Source organism: Flectobacillus major DSM 103 (assembly GCF_000427405.1).
GTDB lineage: Bacteria > Bacteroidota > Bacteroidia > Cytophagales > Spirosomataceae > Flectobacillus > Flectobacillus major.
The window spans coordinates 4,375,214-4,400,219 of the sequence record NZ_KE386491.1 but is presented as its reverse complement, the minus strand read 5'-3'; the positions used below and the strand labels follow the sequence as shown (position 1 = coordinate 4,400,219).

Below are 25,006 nucleotides of genomic sequence, written 5' to 3'. Positions count from 1 at the left end.
GTAACAGAGTAAATATTATTCTATCTTGAGTAGTACTTCTATTTCGTTAACTCCTATTTTTTGGCGGACATACGTTACAAAGTAAACACCTTATCGGAAAAAAACTATACTTGAATACCGACAATTTCAATTTTGACAGCATTTTAACTTTGAAATAATATATTCTTAGTGGCTTTTTGCAGTTATGTTTTCCTATAAAATGAAAAAACTCCCATTACCTTTGCCAAGACAAAGATAAATAGGAGCATTTTATGAAATAATACGCTATTAAAACGAGAAGTGAACAGAAGCTTTAATCGCAAATTTGGCTGGACGACGCCCATCTGGTGCAGCGTGGTCAAGGTAAGTTAAACGATGGAAAGCTTGAACTCGCAAAATTTTCAGGATATTATCAATTCCATAACCTACCTCAACATAAGGTATTGAAGGATCAAGAGCAGAGAAATTGTATCGTGGTTCTAGCTCACCATCTTTATGACGAGGGTTAAATACAGGTATGGCATCTTCCATTAATTTAAGATTTTCTTTTCTTTGGCTTCCATAAAGAATATTGGCAGAAGTAAGAAAACGCCATTTTAATTGACGAATAGCGGGAATTCTATTAAAGAACAACCCTTCAAAATTATGCGTATACTGTAACGATGCGTATTTATCGCTCACAAACTCAAAGTAGTGCATCGTATTAAACGCAGCTCTATTAAAGAAAAAAGTTTGGTTACCTAGATGCGGGAATAATAACGGTGCTGGCAAATTTGAGGGCGTATATCCTGCTTGTAAAATATACGTTGAACGGCCTAGTGTACCCAAACGGAACGTTTGAAACACCTTTGCAGTAAAACGGTCATAGTTAAAATCACCATTCAAAAACCCTTTAAGCCCACGCTGATAAGCAAGCGTTACTACAGGAACACGTTTGGTATCAAGTGTGATTCGCTCGTTGCCATCCATAATATAAGTTTCATTTTTGGTAATTCGTGCTTCCAAAGTTAGAAAGGTATCATCATAGAAGTCCTTTGAGGGTGACGCATGTTCTAAGTCGGGTTGAGTTCTGTACTGAAACTTAAAGAGAGGGTCAAAGTTTCGTTGTGTTATTGATGCCGACAGCGTAATACCTTTTACGGGTTCTGTCTTGAAAAAAAGCTCATTTTCTCGGCGATAAAATGCCCCAAAATAATTACCCCAACGAGTAAAAGCATAAAATATTTTGTTATCGGCAATCAACTCAGGAGTCAAGCCTATACGCTCTAAGTCGTAGGTATGACGCAGGCCAGCTACAGTCCAATGACGACGCGAGAATATATAATCTACTTCGCCACCATACTTTAATTTCAAATCTCTTGTACCAATACCCGCAAAACCCTTCAACACCCATTGCTTGCTAAAACCAGCGTTGGTTCTAAAGCCCATACGCAAACGCATTCCTTCTATTCTATTAAAAGCAAATGAATAGAGGTAAGGGCCTATTTCAATACCATCAAATCGCTTGTAGCCACTGGCTATGATTTCGGCAATTTCTACGTATGTTTTTACAATTGGCACATTTCGTACGGTATCTATTAGTTTCGATGCCAATAAATCTTGTGGACTCAACGGGTCGTGTCTTGCTTCTTGCCAAAATTTAGGGTCTGTTTCCTTGGCATCGTCTGCCACTTCTATTGGCAAATCATAGAAAGATAGCTCTTTAGGCTTATTTACGACAAAGTTTCTATTAGAAATATACATTTTCAGGAGCATCCCTGCCGAATTTTTCGAAAGCTCGGCAATATCCACTAAGAATCGTGTTTTGGCTGGTAACCAAGCACCTTCTGCCGTTTGTTCTAATTCTTGTGAAATCTTGATTTTATCAATAAAGTTGATATTAGCTTCTTTGCCCACAGTAGCGTCTATTTGCACCAAAGCAAACGATGTAGTGTCGATATAGGCCTTACCTACAAATACCAAATCTTTGTCGTTTTTAGGGTCAAATTCCAGTCCGTAACATACGTGTCCATCTATATCGGTGGTATCGGACAAAAACCATTTGTAAGTACCTTTCCAGTTTTCGCCGATAGGCGAAATAATATCTTTGCCCAAAAAAGGAACATAGCTATTGTAGAAGTTATAATTAGCAAACAAATTACCTCCAACCAACTGTGATACAAAGCCACCTTCCTTTACGCCAACACCTTTTACATTATTCTTAAGCACCATCTCTTTTTTTCGTGATGGGCTTTCACGATAATAATATTTTGAAATGGTTTCTGAAATAAAAGTAGGAATTACAGCTTTGCCATCTTCACCTGCTATTTTCTCAAATTTAGCAATAGCTCCTTGAATCTGCTTCATGACTTTCTTTTCCTTAAATTTCTCTGAGATATTATCAACATCCAGTTCCATTTTTGAATATGAATCATATTCATAAGCACTTAGCCTTTTTCGGTCATTGGTGGCACTGTTTTCTCGTAATTTTCTTAGAATTTTAAAAGCAGGATTTTCGCCAGAATATACAATCACCTCATCTAAGGATTTGGCCTCGGGAGTAAGCTGAAAATCTAGTGTTTGTGAAGGGGCATTTTTATCAAGAGCCTTCTTTCGGGTTTTGTAGCCTATCGTACTCACATACAGCGAATCGCCAAGGACTTTTGCTCTAATAGTAAATACACCTTCAAAGTTGGTTTGAGCACCAATATTTTTACCTTGAATACCTACAGTAGCAAATGGCAGAGGGTCGCCATTTTTTGCATCGGTAACACGCCCAGTAATAACAAACTGTGCATGGCTACTTAGCGATTGGAAGAAGAAAAATAGAATTAATGGGTAAAGTCTAAAGAGCGTTTTTGTAAACATTTATTTTTCAAGTGATTTGTAAATACAATATTGTTAGCATAAAAGGTGATTACAATTTTTTTATCAAGACAATCTATGCTAATAATACCCTATTATATTATTATAAAATTTGTGGTAAATATTTACAAAGCTATGATATTCAAAGCTTAAACACAACTAGATAGCTGATTATTGAAATACAATACCTATTTATTCTATAGATTTAATAGAAAACTATTATCAAAAAAATTACCCCGAATAGTAAATACTCTACTTTCTAACGAATGGTTTGTAAAAAATCAATCAATTTTTTGAAAGCCCTTGCACGGTGCGACATTTCGCCTTTTTCGGCCAAGGACATCTCGGCAAACGTACGATTATGGCCTTCTGGCACAAAAATAGGGTCGTAGCCAAAGCCTTCGCCTCCTCGCTGGTCGTCTATAATTGTCCCTTTTACAATACCCTCAAATTGATATTTTTCTGCACCTAGTATAAGTGTAATAACTGTACGAAACTGGGCAGAACGGTTTTCTTGGTTTTTGAGTTTGGTAAGCAATAATTGCATATTATCGGCACTGTTACGATGTTCGCCAGCATACCTTGCCGAATACACACCGGGTTCTCCATTAAGAGCTTCTACTTCTAACCCTGTGTCATCAGCAAAGCAATCTACACCATAATGATCATAAAGATAGCTGGCCTTTTCATCCGAATTAGCTTCTAGGGTATCGCCAGTTTCGGGAAGTTCTTCTTTACAACCTGTTTGTTCAAGAGAAATCAGTTCAAACTGATCGCCTAGCATAGCCTGAATTTCTTTGAGCTTATGAGCATTGTTGGTAGCAAAACATAGTTTTTTCATTGTATTTATTCATTTAAAAAGCCCTCTCCCAAAGGAGAAGGCTCTATAATATCAATAGTATATTTCTTATTTTACGGCTGTAACTTCCATTTCAAATAATAATGAAGCATAAGGAGGAATTACATAATTTCCGGTAGCTTGGTTATAACTACCAGAAGTAGAATACCCCAAAGTGGATGGGAATATTCCGATACCTTTTTCGCCGACTTTTAGTTTTGAAACAGCCTCTTCAAAGCCCGGTACAACTTGACTTGCACCTAAAGTGAATGAGATTGTTCCTTCATCAAACTTAGAATCGTAGTAAAGTTTGTTATTAGTATCTGTTTTTCTTACATCAAACAACAAACGACCTGTGTATTTGAGTGTTACTGTTTTGCCATTGAGTAAAGCCGTTCCCGATGGGTTTTCGGTTGTAATAGCATAACGAAGCCCTGTGCTTGATTTGAAAAAATTGGTTGTTGGATAATTTGTACCAATATATTTATTGATATTGTCATCTTCGCCCAATGATGAAATCAAAGAAATTTCAATTTTAACAGGGTCGCCTTTCGATACTAATTGAGGAAACAAGAAGATACCCTTGTCGCCTTCTTTCATTAGATTAATAGGGTAGTTAAACAAATTATTATATACCCCAAAAATATATGCGTATGGAATTTTTTGGTTGATTCTTGAGCTATCGACAACTTCACCCGTTAATTTTTTAATTACAAAATCCATGGTTACTAAATCGCCAACTTTAGGCGACTTGGCGGTAGGATTAAGGGCATCAATATTATAATAAAAACCCGATGCATCTTGTTTTACCGTTAAACTGTTGTCGGTGATGTACTTTTTGACAGCTGCTTCATTCTCCTTTAACTTTTCTGCTTCGGCAGGGTCTACATCATTATTCGACAAGCAAGATGTAAGAAGGACAACGAAACTCAATGCAAAAAACCAAAAAAACTTTTTCATAAATAGTAATAAATTGGGGTTGTTGATAGCATTCTAACCACTACGACAATCATAATGATTTGCTATGCTGTGATAAATAATTGTTTTAATTATCTTTTACAGCCAAAACTTCCACTTCATATACAAGTGGTGTTTCGCCTGGTATTTTCCCTGAACCAGATGTACCATAACCAATTGAAGAAGGAAAAATCAACATTGCTTTTTCTCCTACTTTCATTCGTTCAACACCTCTTTGAAAACCTGTAATAATACCACTTGTTCCACCGATTGTAACACTAAACGAATCTGTTTTGGCAACATTAGAATCAAAGACTAATCCGTTCAATAACTTGCCCGTGTATTTTACTTTAGCAATTTTGCCCGATGTCATATAGTCGCCTGTTACTTCTTTCAAGCGGATATATCGAAGGCCATTGGTATATTTTTCAGTAACTGTAAGCTTGTTACTTCTAACATAGCGGTCAATATCAGCTTCTTCACTGTAAGTTCTAAACCAGCTAATATCACAACGAATTGGTGAGTTAGCAGGCAAGTTTGGGAAAGTCTGTGAGCCTAAAGCCAAGTTGGAAGGTATAATAAAAGTACCTTGCTCAGTTTCGTGCAACAATGGTAATAGTTTTGTAAAAATACTTGTACTTAGGCCATAAATAAATTTGAATGGCTTGTTGGTACTTATACTCGAACTGTCGATTTTTACACCATCTAATCTTGAAATCACATAATGTACACGAACAGTATCGCCTGCTATCATTTTTCGCCCATTGGTATCTACTTTGGTTACTGCATAATAAATACCATTTGAAGCCTTAGTTACACTCAAGTTTTTGGCTTTAATGTATTCTTGAATTTGTACTTCGTTTTGTTGGAGTATTTTGTCATCTTCCAAAGCAATTTTAGAAAGACAAGAACTAAGTATTACAATCATTCCAAGTACACTTAGCACATTCAGACTTTTGAATTTCTTCATCATTATTGATAATTACAGATTATTAGGTTGCTTAATTTAGTTTAGGATTATTCCTTTACTGATTAAAATTAGACAGTTAACTTTTTAGAACGCAAATTTGCAACTATCTAGTACCTAATGCTTGTTAAAAACTGTTAAATAATAGTTCGCTTGGTTTGGCTTGTAGCCACAAGTTGTGCTTTCTAAAACAGACAAAAGTGTAAGAGGCATTTTTACAATACATCTTACACTTTCATCTGGTATTCTATTGGCCGAAAAACCTAGTTTCCTTTAGTGAAATCTACTACTTCCACTTCAAACACTAAAGCTGAGTTGGCTGGGATAGGGCCTTGACCTTGCTCGCCATAACCAATTTGAGGAGGAATCACAAAAGTACCTTTTCCACCTTTTTTCAATAGTGTTAGCGCTTCATTGAAGCCAGGAATCATCTGACCGATTGGCATATCGACAGGTTGTTTGCTTTGGTCAAAGATTTTTCCGTCTAAGAATTTTCCTACATATAAACACTTACAAACATCGCCATTTTTAGGATTTGCCCCTGTTCCTTCTTGTGAAATAGAATAGTACAAGCCCGAAGCGGTTGTTTTGAATGTTTTACCAGACTTACTAATATAATCTGCAATCAATTCAGGAAGCTTTGCTTTACGCTCTTCGGCTGCTACTTTTTCTTTTTGTGCAGTAGCGGCCATATCTTTATCAAATTCGGCACGAGATTGTACTTTTACGATTTTAACAGAGTATTTTAAATCTGTTCCTTTTTTGATAAATGGAGGTAATTGATGTGCTCCTTTTGATAAAGAGTCTACTGGAACGAAAATGGTTGCACTGTCTCCTAAAGAAAGTAATCTTAGCCCATCTTCAAAGCTACCTTTAAACCCCGATGCACCTGCTGGCTGAACCATGGCACGTGCTGGGTTTGAGGCAGGTGACTCTTGCAACAACGAATCTGCACTGTTATAAATTTTTGCAGTAAAAGTAATAATATCGCCATCTTTTAATTTCTTAGCCTTTTCATCATGGCTATGAATCTGGATTTTCACGTTCTCGATTACCTCTACACGGTTTTTGTTACAAGCTACTACCAAACCGGCAGCCAACATAACTACACTGAGTTTTTTAAACATTTTTCTAGTTTATTATTAATATTAAATTTGATTCAACACTTTATTGTTAACGAGGTACACTCAAAAGCTCATTTTTATATTCGGGCAATAAATTCAATAATTTTTGAATCGTAGCTTCTACACCCAAGCCTGTAGTTTTGCCTCCTGCTGCATTTTTATGGCCACCACCACTAAAATGTTTTGATGCCAAACCATTAACAGCAAATTCTTCAACTGAACGGAACGACATTTTGATGGCTTCAGGACGGTCAACAATTATTACTGACATCACAATTCCATCTATTTGTAGCCCATAGTTGACTATCCCCTCGGTATCGCCTGTTTGCGAATTAAACTGTTTTAGTTCTTCGGCCGTTACCACAAAATACACGATTCGGTATTCGGGTACAACTACCATTTTTTCGGAAAGAACGTATCCCAAAAACTTGAGCCTATCCAAACTAGTACTATCATAAATACGGCGGTGTACTCGATTGGTATTAACGCCTATTTCCATAATATCAGCAGCAATTCGGTGTACTTCGGGGGTTGTACTTGGGTGCCTAAACGAACCTGTGTCGGTCATGATACCAGCATAAAGGCATTCGCCCATTGGAATATCAATTAGGTGTTTATCGCCTAGCAAAACAATTAATTGAAATATTAATTGAGCCGTAGCTGCGGCTTTAGCATCGTGGTAAACAAAAGTAGCAAAGTTTTCTGGATTGATATGGTGGTCTATCATCACTTTTGTAGCTTTCGACTTTCTAACCACATCGGCCATCGACTCGATACGTGATAATGCCGAAAAGTCTAAACAAAAAATCATATCGGCATCGGCGATAAGTTGGCTAGCTTTTCTCTGAACCTTGAAGTCCTCATAATTAAGAACATCTTCATGCCCTTGCATCCAGAATAGAAACTTGGGATAATCAGAAGGAGTTATTACCTGTACTTGATGTCCTTTTTTCTTGAGGTACCCAGCCAAACCTAAAGAAGAGCCTAGTGCATCTGCATCGGGTTTGAAGTGAGTGGTAATCACAATTTTTTGCGGAGTAGCGATTATCTCACGAAAGGCTTCAAAATTTTGCATTATAGTAATTCCTTTTACAAAGGGAAAAATTAGGGTTTTTTATTTACAAAGTTACAAAGTTAGCCAATAGTTTACAGTTTATAATTTATAGGGTACAGATTTTTAAAATATTAGCTTATTTTACAACTAATTTAGTTAAATTGTTGTGTTTAACTACCACGTTTTACCCTTGGTTTTTTTTGAGATATACCCTACAAGCGTGGTAATGATTAGATTTAGTAGATTATTGATAAGAAAAATATTACTTATATTTTACGCTATTCTCCCAAACACAAAGCTTGGAACTTGGCATATTCCCCTGTATTTTTGTATTAAACTTAATCAACACCCATTTTATGGCAACGAACAGAACATTCACAATGCTAAAGCCTGATGCAGTAGCAGATGGTAACTCAGGAGCAATTATCAAATTGATTGAAGAAGCAGGCTTTAAAATCATTGCCTTGAAAAAAACTTTGCTAACACCAGAACTTGCAGGAAAATTTTATGAGGTTCATGCAGAAAGACCTTTCTATGGCGAGTTGTGTCAGTATATGTCTTCTGGCCCTATTGTACCTATGATTTTGGAAAAAGAAAATGCTGTAGCTGATTTCCGTAAATTGATTGGTGCTACCGACCCTAGCAAAGCTGATGAAGGAACAATTCGTAAATTATTTGCAAAATCGATGAGTGCCAATGCTATTCATGGCTCAGATTCAGATGAAAATGCGGCTATTGAAGGAGCATTTTTCTTCTCGACTGTAGAACAGTTTTAGGTAAAACATATTCTTTATTAGAAATTGTTTTTGTATGGTCAGCTCTTATTTAGAGCTGACTTTTTTATGACTTTACGCTATTCACCATAGCAGCCAACCAACACAAAAATGCTTATTGGTTTTATTACTATTTACCTGTCTATCAATCTTTTGATTGGCTGGTGGGCTTCCAAGAAAATTTCAAGTACTGAAGATTTTGTATTGGCAGGAAGAGGACTATCTTTTGGTTTGTCGTCGATGGTAACCTTTGCTACTTGGTTTGGCTCGGAAACAATGATGGGAGCTCCTACCGAATTTATCAATCATGGTATTCTGGGCGTAATAGAAGAACCTTTTGGTGCAGCCTTGTGCCTGATTCTGGTAGGGGTATTTTATGCACGAATTTTCTATAGGCTCAATATTCTTACCTTTTGTGATTATTTCAAAATTCGTTTTGGAGGAGCGGCCGAATACGTTTCGGCTATATTGATGGTTCCTTCTTATTTTGGCTGGATTGCAGCTCAGCTTATCGCCATGGGTACTGTGTTAGAAGTTATTTTGGGCTGGCCACTTGCTACGGGTATTTGGGTAAGTGCCGCTTTGGTAATGACCTATACACTTATGGGTGGTATGTGGTCGGTATCGATTACCGACTTTTTTCATAATATATTACTGATTATTGGGCTTGTTATTTTGGTGGTTATTCTTGTCAATAAAACAGGAGGGCTTCAGCCTGTTTTGGCACAAACACCTACAGGCTTTTTCAGACCTATTCCACACGAATTTACATGGCTCAGTTCGGCCGAGTACTTTACCGCATGGATTACTGTTGGACTGGGGTCTATTCCACAACAAGATATTTTTCAACGAGTAATGGCATCAAAAGACGAAGACACTGCTGTAAAATCATCGATTACGGCAGGGGTATTATATATTAGCGTCGCCTTTCTTCCATTATTAATTGCACTGATAGCCAAGTATCTACATCCAGAATTAATGGCTAAAGATCAACGCATGATTATTCCAAACATGGTGATTGAGCATACCAGTACCTTTATGCAAATTTTATTTTTTGGAGCTTTAATTTCAGCCGTTCTCAGTACTACCAGTGGTGCAATACTCGCCCCTGCATCGGTTATTGGCGAAAACCTTGTCAAGCCCCATTTTCCTCGTATTACCGACCAGCAGCTATTACTTACTATACGAGTATCGGTAGTACTAGTAACCTTCTCAAGTATCTGGATGGCCACTGCACGACAAAATATTTTCGAGCTAGTGGGCGAATCATCGGCCTTTAGTTTGGTTTCACTATTTGTACCTTTAACAGTAGGTTTGTACTGGAAAAAAGCAAATGCCTTGGGTTGTATCGCCTCTATGACATTGGGGTTTGGTACATGGTTTGTCTGCAATTTTGTTTACGAAACCATTATTCCAGCTTCGCTGGTAGGTTTATTGGTAAGTTTTATTGCTATTTTTGTCGGTTCGTACATTCCTATCTATACCAAAAAAATATAGATATACGCTGACTTTTTTATAAAGAAGATTTTTATAGTTTAAAATATCTTCGTAAGGATTGTCTTTGGGTAAAATAATAATTAGTACTTATCAGAATCGCCGAGGTCGTCGCCAAGTAATTTGGTTCCTATTTTTTTCAATCCGTTCAAAATACCCCAACCGCCATTTTTCTTTTCTTTTTCCCTATCATCTTTTTCAACCTCTTTTTTTGTAGGTCGTCCATTAGTAGAAGGTTGTATTGGGCTGATTGTAGATACCTTAGGAGCAGACTTGCGAAGCTCTTTATAGCTATCTTCACGGTCATCTACAGAGCGAATACCATTCCAAACCAATCCTACTGCGGTAGCATAAACAGGATTTTTGATTTCTTCGGTAAGGCTTTTTCCGAGGTTTTCGTTTGGATATCCAATTCTTACATCACGACCTGTTACACGTTCAAACAGCTCACAAATGTTAGGCATTTGGACACTTCCACCTGTAAGTACAATACCACAAGATAAACGATTGCCATAGCCCGAACGGCTAATTTCGGCGACAACCAATGCAGCTATTTCTTTCAAGCGCTCTTCGATAATAATCGACAAGTTTTTGACTGATACAACTTTCGGTTTACGGCCATTGATACCAGGAATAGAAATAGTTTCCTCAAATGGTACTTGAGAAGCAAGAGCATTACCAAACTTAACTTTTAGGACTTCGGCGTGTTCGTTTGACACATTACAACCTTGCTCAATATCGGCCGAAATAATATCGCCAGCAAAAGGAAGTACCGAAATATAGCGAACAATATTTTTGTAAAAAATAACAATTTCGGTTGTTCCACTACCAATGTCGACAAGGGCAACGCCACTCTTTTTTTCTTGGTTTGATAAAACTGCCAATGAAGCAGCCAAAGGCGAGAATACTAATCCGCCTTCAATCTCCATTTTATCTTTGGCACGTTCGATACAACGCTTGGTTTTGTCCAATGCCAAAGTAGGTGATGTTATCATAAGAAAATCACCTTGCAGTTTTAGGCCGCTAATACCAACAGGTTCTTGAATACCAGTGCTTGAATCTACCACGTATTCTTGAGGAAGCGTATGTACAATAGAATTTCCTTGAGAAATAAAAGTACGTTCGGCATCACTCGCAACTTGGTCAACATCAGTTACAGTAACCTCCTCGCCCGAGGTGTTACGAGTAATCATTGCCTTGTGTTTAGTACCAATAATATTGGGCCCTGCAACACTTGCTATTACGCCACGAATATCTATATTGGCCTGTACTTCTACCTGTTCAATAGCATTTCTGACAGCCTCAATAGTTTTATTCACATTCAAGACAACCCCCTTAGAAACCTGCCCCGTGGTATCGGCTTTACCCAAACCAAGTATCTCCAACTTTCCCAAGTTGTCGAGCCTACCAGCTACAACGCTTACCTGCTTGCTGCCTATGTCCAATCCAACAATAATCTCACTCATGGGATTTAGAAGTTTTAGTGGCTTTTCAGATTAGAATTAAAATATGTAATAATACTATATCACTAAACTCATTTGTATGATTTTTAGTTCTAAGTACAGCACATGGTGGTCTCCCCTGAAAAACCCTATTCACAAACAATCTGATTCCTGTATTTTACACTAATTTTTTTATACGTTTCCCAGCCTTTTACTGGAAGAATCTCTTGATATAATATTTTTATTTTCTTAAATTTCACTTCAAGGTCTATTGCCAAACCAAACTCTATCAGATGGCTACCTATTTCGGGTAATAATGTAATTCCACCATCTTTTTCAATAATAATTTGGGCAATTTGAGCACGCCAAAAATCGTCGGCTCGAATAAACTTCACCAAGTCTATAATCGATTTACTTTTACTATCTTGCAGAGATGTCTTGTTGTCGAGATAGCCCCCCGAAAGCAACAAAACCCTAGCGGTATAATGTGGTGAAACACCAATAAACGTTCCATCTTCTGCTACATAATTATCATTTTGTAGGTGATTGGACGTTTTGGCATTGATAACTCTGGCAATAGGCGTATGTTCTTGAACTGATATTGTCATATCTCCACTTAAATCACGATGTACTTGACATGACTTAACAAGCGGATTTTTAAGTACTTTTTGTTCTATTTTCTTAAAGTTAATTCGATTAAAAGGTTTGCCTTCGGGGCTTTCACTAGGTGCCCCAACAACCACCGAACTAATTTCGTAAGGCTTTAGCAAGCGATGATTTCCTTCCCCTTCTATTACTACATTAACCTTTTTACATTTTTGCTTGCTATGAATTGTATTGGCAACCCAAATAGCCGTAATCACTAATACAACTGATAGTATCAGACCTATTAATCGTTTGATATTTACTTTTAGTGGCAACTCAAAGAAAGATTAGAATTCTGCCCAATATAGCTAAATAAATACTACATAGGGTGTACCAATGATAAGATTTACACGAAATTAGTATTTTTTTCTCATGTTTTCTCAAGAATTTATACAATACATTTTTGGCTCTTGAAAAAAAAACCGTTTTAATCAACAAATTAAGTACAAGAGTGCATAAAAAGCATGATTAAAAATAATATTATCGTGCCAAAAAACTCCCCAATTACCTCATATTTTAGTGAGTGGTTAATAATTCTTTAATAGGGGCTATTAAAGTGTCGATATCGCCAGCACCAATAGTAACCACTAAATCGACTTGGCGTTTCTTTAACTCTTCTAATACTTGCTCTTTGGTACACAAGGTTTTATTATCTAAGTTTACCTTGTCGAAGATAATATCGGAGGCTACGCCTTCGATTGGTAATTCACGAGCAGGGTAAATATCCAATAAAATTAGGTCATCGGCTAATTCCAAACTTTGGGCAAAGCCTTCTTGAAAATCGCGTGTCCGTGAAAACAAATGTGGCTGAAATATGGCAGTTAATTTGCGTGTTGGATACAATGCTTTTACCGATTTGAGAAATGCCTCTATTTCGGCTGGATGATGAGCATAGTCATCTATATATACAACTTGTTGACTACGAATATGATATTCAAAACGACGTTTTACTCCTTTAAAGCTACAAACCCCATCTTTGACCTCTTCGGGGGTTAACCCCACGGCCAAAGCTACTGCCGAAGCGGCCAAGGCATTTTCAACATTATGAAAACCTGGCGTAAGCAATGAACAATCTTGAATTATGCCTTGTGGATAACAAATATCAAAAATCATTTCTGCATTTTCAATACGTAAGTTTTTGCAATAATAATCACCTTGATTCAACGAAAAAGTTGCTGATTTATTGGTCGTAAATCCTTCTAATTCAAGCCCCAACTTTTGGTATAATTTACCATTTTCTTTTATTTGCCCCACAAACATTCTAAATGACTCTAACACATGGTTGTGGTCGCCATAAATATCCAAATGGTCGGCATCGGTTGAGGTCACAATGGTCAAGTCTGGATATAAGGTAAGAAAAGACCTGTCAAACTCATCTGCTTCTACTACACAAATGGGATTTTCGGGTTGTTCATTAATCAGAAAGTTGGTTCCATAGTTTTGGGTAATACCTCCTAAAAATGCTGTAACATTTTTACCTGCATTTTTGAGTAAATGAGCCACCATCGACGACGTAGTGGTTTTACCATGTGTTCCGGCTACCGCAATGGTAAACATATTTTGGGTTAAAAGGCCCAAAACTTGTGAACGCTTCATGAGTGTAAACCCTTTTCCGACCAAATAATTAAATTCTGTATGGTTTTTGGGAATAGCGGGTGTATATACCACCAATGTTTGGGAAATATTTTCTAAAAATTGATGTGGAATCAACGCAACATTATCTTCAAAATGTACCGATATGCCTTCTTGCTCCAATGCGGCTGTTAAAGGGGTAGCAGTTTTGTCATACCCTGCCAATTCATAACCATTGGCAATAAACCAACGAGCTATAGCAGACATACCTATACCACCTATTCCCAAAAAATATACATATTTTAATTCTTTCAGATTCACTTCGTTATACTTTAAAGTTATTGATTTCTTCTTTTAATTCACGAATAGTTCAGCTACTTACCCCAATTTTTATACGGATTGGTACTTAGTCGGGCATTATAATAGCGTACATCGTTGGTAACTTCTGTACTTATCCATGAGGGTTTTAAAAACGTTTCGTCTTCCGATAGTAATTCTATTTCAGCAACAATCAGCCCTTGGTTATCTCCCAAAAATACATCTACCTCCCATATTTTACCTTCATAATCGAGGGTGTAGCGAAGCTTTTCTATATTGTTTTGGGTAAAACCCTCCAGCAACTCCTGGGCTTCGTACAATGGAATCGAATATTCGTACTCAGCCCGACCAATACCTATTGATTTGCCTTTTATGGTAATAAAGCCTTCGGTATTGGTAGCTCTTACTCGGACAGTTTTGGCTGGGTCGTTAGTAATATAGCCTTGTTTTAAGGATTGAGGACTAGGTTTTTCAGCAATATCCCATAACGACGCATCTACTAAAAACTTTCTCTCTATTTCAAATCCCATGATACCTAAGATTGCTTTACGGTTTCTATAATTTCTAATTGCACAAGCACCTCTTCGGGCTTAATATACAATTCTTTTCCTTCGGCTATTGCTTCGTATAGATTTTGAAATAGTAAGCCCCAATTGCCCACTTCGGTTTCTACAGTTCCTTGAATATGGCACCCATTAATTGATGAGTTGATACGTCCTCGATTTGCTTGGGGTTCATGGCCAAAGCCGTCCATCCCTGGCAACAAACCTGCCTTTAGATGGTCTTCTTGCATATCTATTCCATACTTCACAAAAGAGCCCTTTGTTCCATGAATAGCATATCTGGGGCTTTCTTCTCTAACCAATAAGCTCGACGACAATTTTACATTAAACGAGCCATAGTTTAAATAAATATCAAAGGCATCATCAATTTGCGAACCTGCTCTTTGGCAGTAGGTTTGTCCCCAAACCCGCTGAGGAGTCCCATATAATACAATAGCTTGGTCGATAATATGTGGGCCTAAATCATAGATAATACCGCTTCCTGGCGATACCGTTTCTTTCCATTTTTTAGGATTTAGCATAGGCTTAAATCTATCGTATCGGATTTCGAGTGATACAATATCGCCTAATAAACCACCTTCAATCACTTTCTTAACAGTGAGAAAATCAGAATCAAAGCGTCTATTTTGAAATACAGAAAGTACTTTTTTTTGCACTTTTGCCAAATCAATCAAGGCCATTATTTCTGCACTACCCGATGCCAAAGGTTTTTCAACAAGTACGTGTTTATTGGCTAAAAGTGTTTGTTTGGCATATTCATAGTGTGTTGCATTAGGGCTAGCAATACTCACCAAGTCGATGGTTTCGTCGCTCAATACTTCGTCTAGGCTACTCACTACCTTTGCTGTCGGAAATAGTTGTTGGGCTAGCGGATTAGACGTAACAATGGTTTTCAGATGAAAATTAGGGTTGGCTATGATAAAGGGTGCTTGCAAAAAACGCCCCGAAAGCCCAAAACCTACTAATGCAACATTAATCATAGTCTGATTATATTTCTAAAATTACAAATCTTATTTTATTAACTGCAACACCTGCGTAGCTATTTCATGAGCCGCTTCGGGTTTTGCTAATTTCAGAATATTGGTGGCTAACTCTTGCTGTTTTGCTTGGTTTTGTAGCAATGCTATCGTAGCTTTTACCAGTTCTTCACGAGCATGAATATCTTTTACCAAAATAGCTGCATCGTTATTCACCAAACTCAAAGCATTCATAGTTTGGTGGTCTTCGGCGGCAGTTGGTAAAGGTACCAAAATAGAAGGCTTACCCGCCAAGCACAGTTCAGATACCGATAAAGCTCCAGCCCTCGACACCACAATATCGGCTACAGCATAGGCCAAATCCATTTCATAAATAAAGTCGGAAACAAATACTTTGCCCTTGAATACATCGGCTGTTGTACGGGCCCTGTCGATATAAAGCTTTCCTGTTTGCCAAACTACTTGATACCCAGCATTGACAAGAGTGGTTAATCCTCCGTCTATACTCTCGTTGATAGTTCGGGCGCCTTGGCTTCCTCCAATAACCAATACGGTTTGTTTGTGAGCCTGTAACCCAAAATGAGCAAGAGCTTGTTGTCGCTTTGATGCAACATCCAGTATGTCTTTTCGTACGGGGTTACCCGTCATTTGGATTTTTGAAGCAGGGAAAAACTGTTCCATTTTAGGATATGCCACACATATCTTCTGTGCTTTTTTAGCCAAAAACTTATTGGTTACTCCTGCATACGAATTTTGTTCTTGTATCAAATACGGTACGTCCATCCACGAAGCCATCAATAACAAAGGCCCCGAAGCATAGCCTCCTACACCTACTGCTACATCGGGCTGAAAATCTTTGACTACTTGCCGAGCTTTTGAAAGGCTCGATATAAGTTTGGCAGGAAAAGATAAATTTGCAAGGATACTCGAACGGTTAATTCCTGCAATAGGCAAACCGATAATTTCATATCCTGCTTTAGGAACTTTCTCCATTTCCATTTTACCTTCAGCTCCTACAAACAATATTTCGATTGCTGGATTAATCTCTTTGAGTGCATTTGCAATGGCTATGGCAGGATAAATATGGCCACCTGTGCCTCCTCCCGAAATAATAACTTTTGGCGTTTTCAAGTCAATTTATATGTTTTCAATTGAATGATAAAGATAATAATTTCACTATAAACTAATATTTATAGTACTGCATCTTTCACTTTATCACGACTTACTGAAATAATAATTCCAACGGTAATACCTGTAAAAATCAGCGAACTTCCTCCCCAGCTCAGCAGTGGTAAAGGCTGCCCTGTTACTGGCCCTACGCCTGTGGCTACTCCCATATTGATCATGGCCTGAATCACTAGGCTAAAGGTTAGTCCTGCCGATAGTAGCCCGCCAAAGGCTCGACCAGAACTATCCACGGCCTTCATACCCCGATACAAAAGCCATAAATACAAGCCTAATACAGTGACCCCTCCTATCATGCCCCATTCTTCAATGATAATAGAATAAACAAAATCGGAGTCGGCCTGAGATAAGAAGTACCGTTGCTGGCTTTTTCCTGGCCCTTTTCCTGTAATACCACCATTGGCAATAGCATAGAAGCTCCTTTCTATCTGATAATCGGCATCTTTATCAGCATCTTTTTTCTTTTTACCCCTTACTCCGTCCAAATAATTTACAATCCTGCTTCGGGCTGTTTCGATACGGCTACCTGTTCCTGTCATTACCAGAATTGTTCCCGATATAAATATACCGACGATCGAAACAAGTAGATACTCTTTAGGCACACGCCCAAAATACATCAACATAAAACATGTCAAGAAAAGCAATATAGAAGTGGATACATTGGTGAGAGCAATCCCTGTACATACCAAAATAATTTTGGCAATCATAGGAAACAGTTCTTGAAAAGTATACTGTACATGCTGGCGACGAGCCAACATAGCTGCCAGATTGGTGATAAGCGAGAGTTTGGCTAAATCGGAAGGCATGAAGGTCATACCTATAAAAGGCAGACGTACCCATCTACGGGCATCATTAATAGATACGCCAAACTTATACGCATAAAGCAATAATAAGATTGATAGCACTACCCCAAAACTAGAATATAGCGATAATTTATGGTAGTCTATGGTATGAAAAAACCACATAGCTACCAAACTTCCCACAACTAACGCACTGTGTTTGATTAAAAATGAGAATGTACCGCTACCCGACAAAATAGCCAGCTTACCTGTAGCACTAAATACTACTATAATACTAATGATTGACAAAAAGGCAACTATTGTCCAAATTTGATAATCACCTTTTAGGTTTTCCTTTAACCAAGCTGTCATCATGATTTTAAAACTAATATGGGTTATATAAAGAAATTGAGTAGAATTATTACTACGGCTACGCTGTAGTATTGGCCAGTTCTGCTACAGCCTGCTTAAACTGCCGACCTCTATCTTCATAATTTTTGAATAAATCAAAGCTTGCACAAGCAGGCGACAGCAATACGACATCGCCTTCGTTGCCCAAATCTAAGCCTAATTTTACGGCATCTTTGATATTGTTGGTATCAAAAATAAGGGGGACTTTTTTGCCAAAAAAATCAAACAATTTATGATTGTCTTTGCCCATGCACACCAGAGCTTTAACTTTATCTTTTACCAGTTCTTCGATTTGTGAATAATCATTTCCTTTATCGACACCTCCCATAATTAAAATAATAGGAGTATCAAAACTGCCTAAAGCATAAAAGACAGAATCAACATTGGTAGCTTTTGAATCGTTGACAAAGTTTACGCCATTGATAATACCAGCAGGTTCAAGGCGATGCTCAACACTTTTGAAGGTTAATAACCCTTCTTCTATTTTTTCGTTGCTAATTCCCAACGATTTAGCAGCCAGAATAGCACAGGCAGCATTGATACCATTGTGAGTACCCTTGATCGGCAAGCGTTCGGTAGCAATACTAAAGCTATCGTTTTTGTAATGAACACTCAAAATACCATCAACAACGGCTCCGCCCTGCGATACAGGGGCTTGAATAGACACAGGCAGAGGATTTACAGGAAATGTTTTTTCGTTGAGTTCCTTGGCCAAGGCTTCGCTTTCTTGAAAATATATAAAATCGTCGCTGGCAGTCATATTTTGCAAAACCCTAAATTTTGACTCGATATATTTCTGAAAACTATAATCATATCTATCCAAATGGTCGGGGGTAATATTAAGCAAAATAGCTACATCGGCTTTGAAGTTGAAGCAGTTGTCTAATTGAAAACTCGATAGCTCTAATACAAAATAATCAAAGGTGTCGTCAATAACCTGTTTGGCAAAGCTTTCGCCTACATTGCCAGCCAAGCCAACATTGAGTCCTGCATTTTTCAGGATATGATAGGTTAGTAAGGTTGTAGTAGTTTTGCCATTACTTCCTGTAATAGCAACAATTTTGGCTTTGGTATAACGTGCAGCAAACTCAATTTCAGAAATAATCGGCTTTCTTAACGATTTCAGTTTTTTGATTAGCTCTACTTTATCAGGAATACCGGGGCTTTTGATAATTTCGTCGGCATCTAAGATAAACTCCTCATTGTGCTGGCCTTCTTCATAAGGAATTCCGTGTTGTTCGAGTGTTTCTTTATATTTATCAGATAAAACCCCTTTATCCGACAAAAAAACCTCATAACCTTTACTTTTGGCTAACAACGCAGCACCTACTCCACTTTCACCACCTCCTAAAATTACGATTTTCATATAGTATTAATCCTTTTATGATATAAAGTCCTTAATTTATCGCTATCAATATTCAGGTTCAATCTTTCGAGTTATCAAATCTACCCAGCACTAATCTCCGAATATTTTGCAAAGTAATCAAAAAGAGAAATACCTTTCAGTGTTTTTTAATAAAAATACAAAAGCCTAGGATTTTTGACCCTAGGCTTTTGAAAAGTGTATCTCTTTTTAAAATATCATCTCTAACTTGATGTCTGTTGGGTTAATCCTGCTTTGTTAGCAGCTTTTACGATAATAAAAAGAACCCAAGAGATGATTAAAAACTGTACAACAATTTGTATGAAATTACCAAAATTTAAAGCAACTTCTGATTGACTAGTAGCCTGATTTGCTGCTTTTAGGACAATTTTCCAGTGCGAAAAATCAATACCACCTAAAAATAGCCCCACTACGGGCATCAAAATATCTTCGACTACCGAAGTTGTGATTTTAGCAAATGCCCCTCCAATAACAACCCCTATTGCTAAATCAAGGACATTACCTTTGGCAATAAAACTCTGAAATTCTTTTAACATAACAAGTTTAGTTTTTAATTAATAGCTAGAAAATATGTTACTCTATTTATCAAGGAAAGGTATATAGAAGCCCTACGCCCAAATTTTGTGCCACTTGTACCTGAGTACTTTGGTCTTGAAAATACAAGACAATGACATCAAAAGTTGTACTGATATATTTATTTACTTTTGCTGTAAACTTAGCGTCGAGTCGGTTATCAATTGCCCCTAAATTATTGTATTTGATGAAGGCTGCATATCGACATTTAAGATTGATATTCTTGGCAATATCTTTGTCTAGGTTTGCCACAATTTGCATCAATGCTACCTCATTGCGGATAGTTTGGCCATCTGGTACGCCATATCGCTCACCAGGTTTTGACAATGCGATTTTTTTATCGGCTACAATGGTTTGTCGTAATGCACCAGGGGCAAATGTCATATTGAACATTTTAGAGGGCTTCCATTCAAAACCTATCGACTCAGTAATAAAAGCTGGTGAAAATAAGTTTGACACCAAGACATCTTCTTTATAAGATGTACCGTCGGGGTTGATTACTTCAGGGCCAGCATCGTAATTATACCCTTTAGTAAATTGTGTTTGGAAGTTGAAGTTGGCAAAAAACAGCCATTCAGGAGCAAATTTCTGACCTAATTTTGTATCAAAGAATACCCTGTCGATTGTTTTTCTAAGGCCATTGCCATTATCTAAAAGGCCATATTGAAGCTGCAAGTCGTTGACCCAGTTTACCTTAGCTTTATTGTATTCTCCTTTAGCATTAAAAAATACATTGAGCCCAACCGAGCCTCTTGCTCCTTGTACAGTTTGCCAAGGGCCATTAAAACTAGCCTGGTTGAAGGTTGTTCCAAAAGATGTTTTTTTCTTCCAATACGATGTGTCACGTTTAACTTCTTGAGCATTTGAAAGAAAACTGCATAATAATAATGAGAGTGATATAATAATTTTTTTTAACATAGATATAAACATTTAAGATTGTAGTAGACAGGTATTGCAAGGTTTTGCTGTATATCGAGTAAACCCCTTTTTTTACCTGATATTATACAATCTCTTCAAAAACCTCAATTTTTTCTTTCTGAAGAAGATTAAGAGGTAAAATAGTTTGGGTTTCTCCTGTTTGCAAAGTGAGTGTAGTTGTATCAATAGAGATAATTGTCCCTTTTGTTCCATCTATAGCTATCACCTGTCCTTCTTTGAATTTATTTTTACTATAGAAATTAGACAAAATATTGGTCAAAACGTCACGCGATGCCATCCCGTATCCTACGGCAAAAGCCAAAATAACTCCTCCTATAATCAAATTAAAGCTTGATTCTAGCAAACTCGTTTCAATTCCAGCTTGCTTAAGAGCAGCAATAAGAGCTATTACTAAGAAGAAGAAAAACACAATATTTCCAAGTAATTTACCTGAGTCTATTTTGAATGACAAGCACAAATTAACGACAGTATTTTTAAGGGCATCGGCAATCATTACTCCAGCAAACAGCAAAATAGCCGATGCTATTAATTTAGGGATTAAGTTAACCAAAGATGCTACCATATCTGTCAGTACTTGCATGCCAAGGGTTTCGGTCGAGGCTGTTATAAATACTAATAGAATAAAATAGTATAATACTTTGGATACAATCGTACTTAATTTTAGTTCGCCAAAACGCTTGATAACATCAATTTTATTAAGCTTATCGCCTAGCTTATCAAAGCCTGATTTTTCGAGAGCTGTTTTTAGTATTTTTGCAACTAATTTAGCCACAAGCGAGCCTATTACTAACAATATAACGGCACCAATTAGCTTGGGTACAAATCCAGTAAGTTGTTCTAATAATTTTCGGAAAGTATCGATTAGGATGTCTTGAATGTTTGGCATGATAATAAATGCGGTTTTATAATTTTAGAAGAAGCGACTATTAATTTTTATCTTGATATGTACCTGTCGAATTACTCAAAGCTGAGGTAATTGTATTAACAAAATTGCCTATAAAAAGCTCTATCACAATAGAAGTATTTCGAATCGTATCTATCTCAGATACAATTGATTTTTTTAATGTTTCAGGAGCCTTATTAGTAGGTTCTATATCTTTAAATGGATTTTCAGCCATGGCTATTTTTTATGCAATTGTGAAAAATGCTTAAAACGTACTGATTTAGTCATTCCGAAATAATAAGCTCAGAAGTTTTGCAATTACAACACCCCAAATCAAGGTACTTTCTAGGTATGCTTTTCTTATTTTTTCTTTGGCTCGTAAAAGGCGCATTTTCACAGCACTTTCCGAAATTTCCAAGCTTTCAGATATTTCTTTGATCGTTAAATCGTCTTGATATTTCATCATCAAGATAGATTTTTCCTCTGGCTGAATCTGAGTCATTGCTTTACGAAGCTTGGTTGCTTCGAGTTCGGCTAATTCGGCCTCTTCAAAGTCTTCTTCCAAATCAAAATTATCATCAAGTGGTGATTCGGAATATCGTTTGGCTAAACGAGTCTGATCGATACAATAATTATATGTAATAGAATATAGCCAAGTCGAAAACTTTGCACTCTCTTTGTAAGAGGCAATATTGAGTACCAATTTCAAGAAAATATCGTGAGCAAAATCTTCCGCTTTGGCTTCATCCTTTACAAAGGATAAGCATTTGCGGTAAACTTTGTCTGAGTATCTATCATATAATTGTTCAAAATAGATATTCTTTTGTGTTTCAATAAAGAGCTTTACGAGTTTTTCATCAGTCTCTTTTTTTAGATTTACTTTCATTCAGAGATGTGCTTTAGTTACTTTAGGCGGTATAAAATTTACTACTCCATATTTTCAAGGAAATAACAAAACAATGGTCTAAGCTATTAGAAAAGTCTTAGATATAAGAAGAAAAAAACACCTTTAACTACTAATTATCAAGCAATAACAAAATGATTATTAAATACATCAAGCTTTGTTTATATTGGTAGGTACGTTATAAACAAGCGTAGCGAGTTACTTAAATGTAAAACATGATAAAATCTAGGTTTTCAATTAGTTATGTAAACGTTTACAAAATTACCATTTTATCACGTATAGCATCTCGATATTGATAATATTTATAAAAAAACTATTCAAAAAACAGATTATACTCAAGTTTCAATATTTTTTCTTGAACTTGAGCTATATAAATCAACTTATAATATAACAAAATCCCCTTTCTTGAATTAAGAAAGGGGATTTTATTGGCTCGAAAAACCAACTTATTATGCTAAAGCTACACGCTTGAATGCAGTAATAGTCAATCCTTTCTGAGTTTGTTCCAACAACTGTTTGATATTGATAGAAGAATCTTTTACAAACTGTTGGTTCAACAAAGTAGATTCTTTATAGAATTTCTCTAATCTACCTGTTGCAATTTTATCTAACATTGCTTCTGGCTTACCTTCAGCACGAGCTTGTTCTCTACCAACTTCAATTTCACGTTCGATTGTAGCAGCATCAACGCCATCTTTATCCAAAGCTACTGGTTTCATAGCAGTGATTTGCATAGCGATATCTCTACCAACTTCTAATACATCAGCACCAGAAGTGTTAGCAAATGCTACCAATACACCGATTTTGTTGTTTGAGTGAACGTAAGAAACTACTTTCTCAGCAGTTACGCTTTCATAACCAGCAATATTGATTTTTTCACCAATTTTACCAGTTAATTCAATAATATGTTCTTCTGCAGTACGTCCATCCGACAATTGAGCAGCCAAAACTTCCTCTTTAGTAGCAGCGTTAGTAGCAACTGCCGCAGCCAATAAAGAAGCGCCTAAGTTAGTAAAATCTGCAACTTTAGAAACTGGCTCAGTTTCGCAAGCCAAAGCAACTAATTTACCATTAGAACCGTCTTCGCTGATAGCAATCAAAACAATACCTTCGTTTGTAGCGTTATCGGCACGTTTAGCAGCTACTTTTTGTCCTGCTTTACGAAGAATATCAATAGCGGCTTCAAAATCGCCATTTGCTTCGGTAAGGGCTTTTTTGCAATCCATCATGCCCGCACCTGTCATTTGTCTTAGTTTATTAACGTCTGCTGCTGTAATAGCCATCGTGTTGTATATTTTAAGATTAGAATTTTTTTATAGCTTTAAGCCTTAGGCCATAAGCTGTAGGCTTTGCTATTGATTATTTGCTTTTGGATTTTAGCTGTATTACCTACTGGCCTATCTCTCCCAAAACTAACAGAATAGCCCACAGAAAACTATGGGCTATTCAATTGTTAATAATTATTTTATTGACAATTAACTCGCCAAAACACGTATGCTATTGACGGCTAGTAAGTATTATCAATAATAGAAAAAGATGATATTAGGCTTATAGCCCTAAGCCTATAGCCTAAACGCCGTGGATACTAAGCTTCTTCTTCTTTTTCGTATTTAGCTGCTAACTTAGCTGCTTCGCGAGATGCCTCTTCTTCTTCAGCAATACGTTTTGCTTCTTCTTCTTCGGCAATACGAGCATCGTCTTTATCTTGTTTGCGTTCCATCAAACCTTCTTCGATTGCTTTACCGATAGCCAAAGTAATCAAAGCGATTGATTTGTAAGCATCGTCATTTGACGGTACTGGGAAGTCTACTAAATCTGGGTTCGAGTTAGTATCGCACATAGCGAAAACTGGAATACCCAAACGTTTTGCTTCTGCAACAGCAATGTGCTCACGCTTAACGTCAACTACAAACAAAGCAGCAGGAAGACGAGTTAAGTCGGTAATACCGCCCAATACTCTTTCCATTTTCTCTTTGTCACGAGTCATCATCAAACGCTCACGTTTAGCCAATGCCTTTACTGTTTCTTCATCTTTCAACATCTTTTCAATCTGTCCCATCTTCTTGATAGATTTACGAACAGTTGCAAAGTTTGTCAACATACCACCCAACCAACGGTCAGTTACGTAAGGCATTTTCAAACGACGAGCTTCTTCAGAAACAATTTCTTGAGCTTGTTTCTTTGTTGCTACGAACATTACTTTACGTCCAGAACGAACGATAGCTTTGATAGCCGTACATGCTTCATCCAAACAAGCCAAAGTCTTGTTCAAATCAAGGATGTGGATACCGTTTTTCTCCATGAAGATATATGGAGCCATTCTTGGATCCCACTTGCGTGTTAAGTGTCCAAAGTGAACACCAGCATCCAATAGATTTTTATATTCTAATTGTGCCATTAT

Annotated in this window: 23 protein-coding genes; 2 read left to right on the top strand and 21 right to left on the bottom strand. The window is 37.0% G+C overall.

The genetic code is table 11. The annotated features are described in order from the left end of the window. Positions 1-267: 267 nt before the first annotated feature. From FLEMA_RS73190 to FLEMA_RS73165, 6 genes are all read right to left on the bottom strand, one after another. Positions 268-2,826, bottom strand: coding sequence for a DUF5686 and carboxypeptidase-like regulatory domain-containing protein (locus FLEMA_RS73190; RefSeq protein ID WP_044173240.1), 2,559 nt, complete (start codon positions 2,824-2,826; stop codon positions 268-270). A gap of 256 nt (positions 2,827-3,082) precedes the next feature. Continuing rightward, complete coding sequence (locus tag FLEMA_RS73185; RefSeq protein ID WP_044173238.1) at positions 3,083-3,664, bottom strand: non-canonical purine NTP diphosphatase; 582 nt, start codon at positions 3,662-3,664, stop codon at positions 3,083-3,085. A 66-nt stretch (positions 3,665-3,730) separates the two neighbouring features. Then, positions 3,731-4,621 (bottom strand): FKBP-type peptidyl-prolyl cis-trans isomerase, encoded by an 891-nt coding sequence (locus tag FLEMA_RS73180; RefSeq protein WP_044173236.1) that lies wholly within the window; start codon positions 4,619-4,621, stop codon positions 3,731-3,733. A gap of 85 nt (positions 4,622-4,706) precedes the next feature. Beyond that, positions 4,707-5,591 carry an FKBP-type peptidyl-prolyl cis-trans isomerase gene (locus FLEMA_RS73175; protein WP_044173234.1) on the bottom strand — a complete coding sequence of 295 codons (885 nt, stop codon included), beginning with the start codon at positions 5,589-5,591 and terminating at the stop codon, positions 4,707-4,709. 257 nt (positions 5,592-5,848) lie between these two features. Then, entirely contained in the window at positions 5,849-6,712 is an 864-nt protein-coding gene (locus FLEMA_RS73170; RefSeq protein WP_044173231.1) for an FKBP-type peptidyl-prolyl cis-trans isomerase, read from the bottom strand. A gap of 46 nt (positions 6,713-6,758) precedes the next feature. Further along, positions 6,759-7,784 carry a DHH family phosphoesterase gene (locus FLEMA_RS73165; RefSeq protein WP_044173229.1) on the bottom strand — a complete coding sequence of 342 codons (1,026 nt, stop codon included), beginning with the start codon at positions 7,782-7,784 and terminating at the stop codon, positions 6,759-6,761. 335 nt (positions 7,785-8,119) lie between these two features. Here FLEMA_RS73165 and FLEMA_RS0148225 point away from each other — a divergent pair, with 335 nt between their 5' ends. Both FLEMA_RS0148225 and FLEMA_RS0148220 read left to right on the top strand, forming a co-directional pair. Beyond that, positions 8,120-8,539: a nucleoside-diphosphate kinase gene (locus FLEMA_RS0148225; protein ID WP_026997958.1), complete on the top strand. Its 420-nt coding sequence runs from the start codon at positions 8,120-8,122 to the stop codon at positions 8,537-8,539. 108 nt (positions 8,540-8,647) lie between these two features. After that, the gene (locus FLEMA_RS0148220) at positions 8,648-10,033 is read left to right on the top strand and encodes a high affinity choline transporter 1 (RefSeq protein WP_026997033.1); all 1,386 of its coding nucleotides are present in this window, start codon (positions 8,648-8,650) and stop codon (positions 10,031-10,033) included. Positions 10,034-10,113: 80 nt separating this feature from the next. Here FLEMA_RS0148220 and ftsA read toward each other — a convergent pair whose 3' ends face one another. From ftsA to rpsB, 15 genes are all read right to left on the bottom strand, one after another. Beyond that, positions 10,114-11,496 (bottom strand): cell division protein FtsA, encoded by a 1,383-nt coding sequence (gene ftsA, locus FLEMA_RS73160; RefSeq protein WP_044173227.1) that lies wholly within the window; start codon positions 11,494-11,496, stop codon positions 10,114-10,116. Positions 11,497-11,621: 125 nt separating this feature from the next. Next, positions 11,622-12,392: a cell division protein FtsQ/DivIB gene (locus FLEMA_RS73155; RefSeq protein WP_081681373.1), complete on the bottom strand. Its 771-nt coding sequence runs from the start codon at positions 12,390-12,392 to the stop codon at positions 11,622-11,624. A gap of 241 nt (positions 12,393-12,633) precedes the next feature. Beyond that, entirely contained in the window at positions 12,634-14,010 is a 1,377-nt protein-coding gene (gene murC / locus FLEMA_RS73150) for a UDP-N-acetylmuramate--L-alanine ligase (protein ID WP_081681372.1), read from the bottom strand. A gap of 53 nt (positions 14,011-14,063) precedes the next feature. Then, positions 14,064-14,537 (bottom strand): CYTH domain-containing protein, encoded by a 474-nt coding sequence (locus FLEMA_RS73145; RefSeq protein ID WP_044173226.1) that lies wholly within the window; start codon positions 14,535-14,537, stop codon positions 14,064-14,066. Positions 14,538-14,542: 5 nt separating this feature from the next. After that, the gene (locus tag FLEMA_RS73140; RefSeq protein WP_044173224.1) at positions 14,543-15,550 is read right to left on the bottom strand and encodes a Gfo/Idh/MocA family oxidoreductase; all 1,008 of its coding nucleotides are present in this window, start codon (positions 15,548-15,550) and stop codon (positions 14,543-14,545) included. Positions 15,551-15,580: 30 nt separating this feature from the next. Further along, positions 15,581-16,678 (bottom strand): undecaprenyldiphospho-muramoylpentapeptide beta-N-acetylglucosaminyltransferase, encoded by a 1,098-nt coding sequence (murG, locus tag FLEMA_RS73135; RefSeq protein ID WP_044173223.1) that lies wholly within the window; start codon positions 16,676-16,678, stop codon positions 15,581-15,583. A 59-nt stretch (positions 16,679-16,737) separates the two neighbouring features. Then, a complete protein-coding gene (locus FLEMA_RS73130) occupies positions 16,738-17,886 on the bottom strand; it encodes an FtsW/RodA/SpoVE family cell cycle protein (protein WP_044173221.1) in 1,149 nt (382 codons plus the stop codon). A gap of 55 nt (positions 17,887-17,941) precedes the next feature. Next, positions 17,942-19,288, bottom strand: coding sequence for a UDP-N-acetylmuramoyl-L-alanine--D-glutamate ligase (gene murD, locus FLEMA_RS73125; RefSeq protein WP_044173219.1), 1,347 nt, complete (start codon positions 19,286-19,288; stop codon positions 17,942-17,944). A 221-nt stretch (positions 19,289-19,509) separates the two neighbouring features. Beyond that, the gene (gene mscL / locus FLEMA_RS0147975; RefSeq protein ID WP_026997029.1) at positions 19,510-19,842 is read right to left on the bottom strand and encodes a large conductance mechanosensitive channel protein MscL; all 333 of its coding nucleotides are present in this window, start codon (positions 19,840-19,842) and stop codon (positions 19,510-19,512) included. A gap of 49 nt (positions 19,843-19,891) precedes the next feature. Further along, positions 19,892-20,797, bottom strand: a complete 906-nt coding sequence (locus FLEMA_RS73120) for a DUF3078 domain-containing protein (RefSeq protein ID WP_159102721.1) — start codon at positions 20,795-20,797, stop codon at positions 19,892-19,894. Positions 20,798-20,879: 82 nt separating this feature from the next. Further along, positions 20,880-21,704: a mechanosensitive ion channel family protein gene (locus FLEMA_RS73115; RefSeq protein WP_044173215.1), complete on the bottom strand. Its 825-nt coding sequence runs from the start codon at positions 21,702-21,704 to the stop codon at positions 20,880-20,882. A gap of 40 nt (positions 21,705-21,744) precedes the next feature. Further along, positions 21,745-21,936 (bottom strand): hypothetical protein, encoded by a 192-nt coding sequence (locus tag FLEMA_RS73110; RefSeq protein WP_044173213.1) that lies wholly within the window; start codon positions 21,934-21,936, stop codon positions 21,745-21,747. 45 nt (positions 21,937-21,981) lie between these two features. After that, on the bottom strand, positions 21,982-22,587 hold the full coding sequence (locus tag FLEMA_RS73105; RefSeq protein ID WP_044173211.1) for an RNA polymerase sigma factor: 606 nt from the start codon (positions 22,585-22,587) through the stop codon (positions 21,982-21,984). A 467-nt stretch (positions 22,588-23,054) separates the two neighbouring features. Continuing rightward, positions 23,055-23,888 carry a translation elongation factor Ts gene (tsf, locus tag FLEMA_RS73100; protein ID WP_044173209.1) on the bottom strand — a complete coding sequence of 278 codons (834 nt, stop codon included), beginning with the start codon at positions 23,886-23,888 and terminating at the stop codon, positions 23,055-23,057. Between the two features lie 302 nt (positions 23,889-24,190). After that, a complete protein-coding gene (rpsB, locus tag FLEMA_RS0147855; protein ID WP_026997022.1) occupies positions 24,191-25,003 on the bottom strand; it encodes a 30S ribosomal protein S2 in 813 nt (270 codons plus the stop codon). Positions 25,004-25,006 lie beyond the last annotated feature (3 nt).

Bases quoted from the DNA above. Each gene is read 5' to 3' on its own strand.
- FLEMA_RS73190 (WP_044173240.1), bottom strand. From the start codon at position 2,826: ATGTTTACAAAAACGCTCTTTAGACTTTACCCATTAATTCTATTTTTC.
- FLEMA_RS73185 (WP_044173238.1), bottom strand. From the start codon at position 3,664: ATGAAAAAACTATGTTTTGCTACCAACAATGCTCATAAGCTCAAAGAA.
- FLEMA_RS73180 (WP_044173236.1), bottom strand. From the start codon at position 4,621: ATGAAAAAGTTTTTTTGGTTTTTTGCATTGAGTTTCGTTGTCCTTCTT.
- FLEMA_RS73175 (WP_044173234.1), bottom strand. From the start codon at position 5,591: ATGATGAAGAAATTCAAAAGTCTGAATGTGCTAAGTGTACTTGGAATG.
- FLEMA_RS73170 (WP_044173231.1), bottom strand. From the start codon at position 6,712: ATGTTTAAAAAACTCAGTGTAGTTATGTTGGCTGCCGGTTTGGTAGTA.
- FLEMA_RS73165 (WP_044173229.1), bottom strand. From the start codon at position 7,784: ATGCAAAATTTTGAAGCCTTTCGTGAGATAATCGCTACTCCGCAAAAA.
- FLEMA_RS0148225 (WP_026997958.1), top strand. From the start codon at position 8,120: ATGGCAACGAACAGAACATTCACAATGCTAAAGCCTGATGCAGTAGCA.
- FLEMA_RS0148220 (WP_026997033.1), top strand. From the start codon at position 8,648: ATGCTTATTGGTTTTATTACTATTTACCTGTCTATCAATCTTTTGATT.
- ftsA (WP_044173227.1), bottom strand. From the start codon at position 11,496: ATGAGTGAGATTATTGTTGGATTGGACATAGGCAGCAAGCAGGTAAGC.
- FLEMA_RS73145 (WP_044173226.1), bottom strand. From the start codon at position 14,537: ATGGGATTTGAAATAGAGAGAAAGTTTTTAGTAGATGCGTCGTTATGG.
- FLEMA_RS73140 (WP_044173224.1), bottom strand. From the start codon at position 15,550: ATGATTAATGTTGCATTAGTAGGTTTTGGGCTTTCGGGGCGTTTTTTG.
- FLEMA_RS73130 (WP_044173221.1), bottom strand. From the start codon at position 17,886: ATGATGACAGCTTGGTTAAAGGAAAACCTAAAAGGTGATTATCAAATT.
- murD (WP_044173219.1), bottom strand. From the start codon at position 19,288: ATGAAAATCGTAATTTTAGGAGGTGGTGAAAGTGGAGTAGGTGCTGCG.
- mscL (WP_026997029.1), bottom strand. From the start codon at position 19,842: ATGTTAAAAGAATTTCAGAGTTTTATTGCCAAAGGTAATGTCCTTGAT.
- FLEMA_RS73120 (WP_159102721.1), bottom strand. From the start codon at position 20,797: ATGTTAAAAAAAATTATTATATCACTCTCATTATTATTATGCAGTTTT.
- FLEMA_RS73115 (WP_044173215.1), bottom strand. From the start codon at position 21,704: ATGCCAAACATTCAAGACATCCTAATCGATACTTTCCGAAAATTATTA.
- FLEMA_RS73110 (WP_044173213.1), bottom strand. From the start codon at position 21,936: ATGGCTGAAAATCCATTTAAAGATATAGAACCTACTAATAAGGCTCCT.
- FLEMA_RS73105 (WP_044173211.1), bottom strand. From the start codon at position 22,587: ATGAAAGTAAATCTAAAAAAAGAGACTGATGAAAAACTCGTAAAGCTC.
- tsf (WP_044173209.1), bottom strand. From the start codon at position 23,888: ATGGCTATTACAGCAGCAGACGTTAATAAACTAAGACAAATGACAGGT.
- rpsB (WP_026997022.1), bottom strand. From the start codon at position 25,003: ATGGCACAATTAGAATATAAAAATCTATTGGATGCTGGTGTTCACTTT.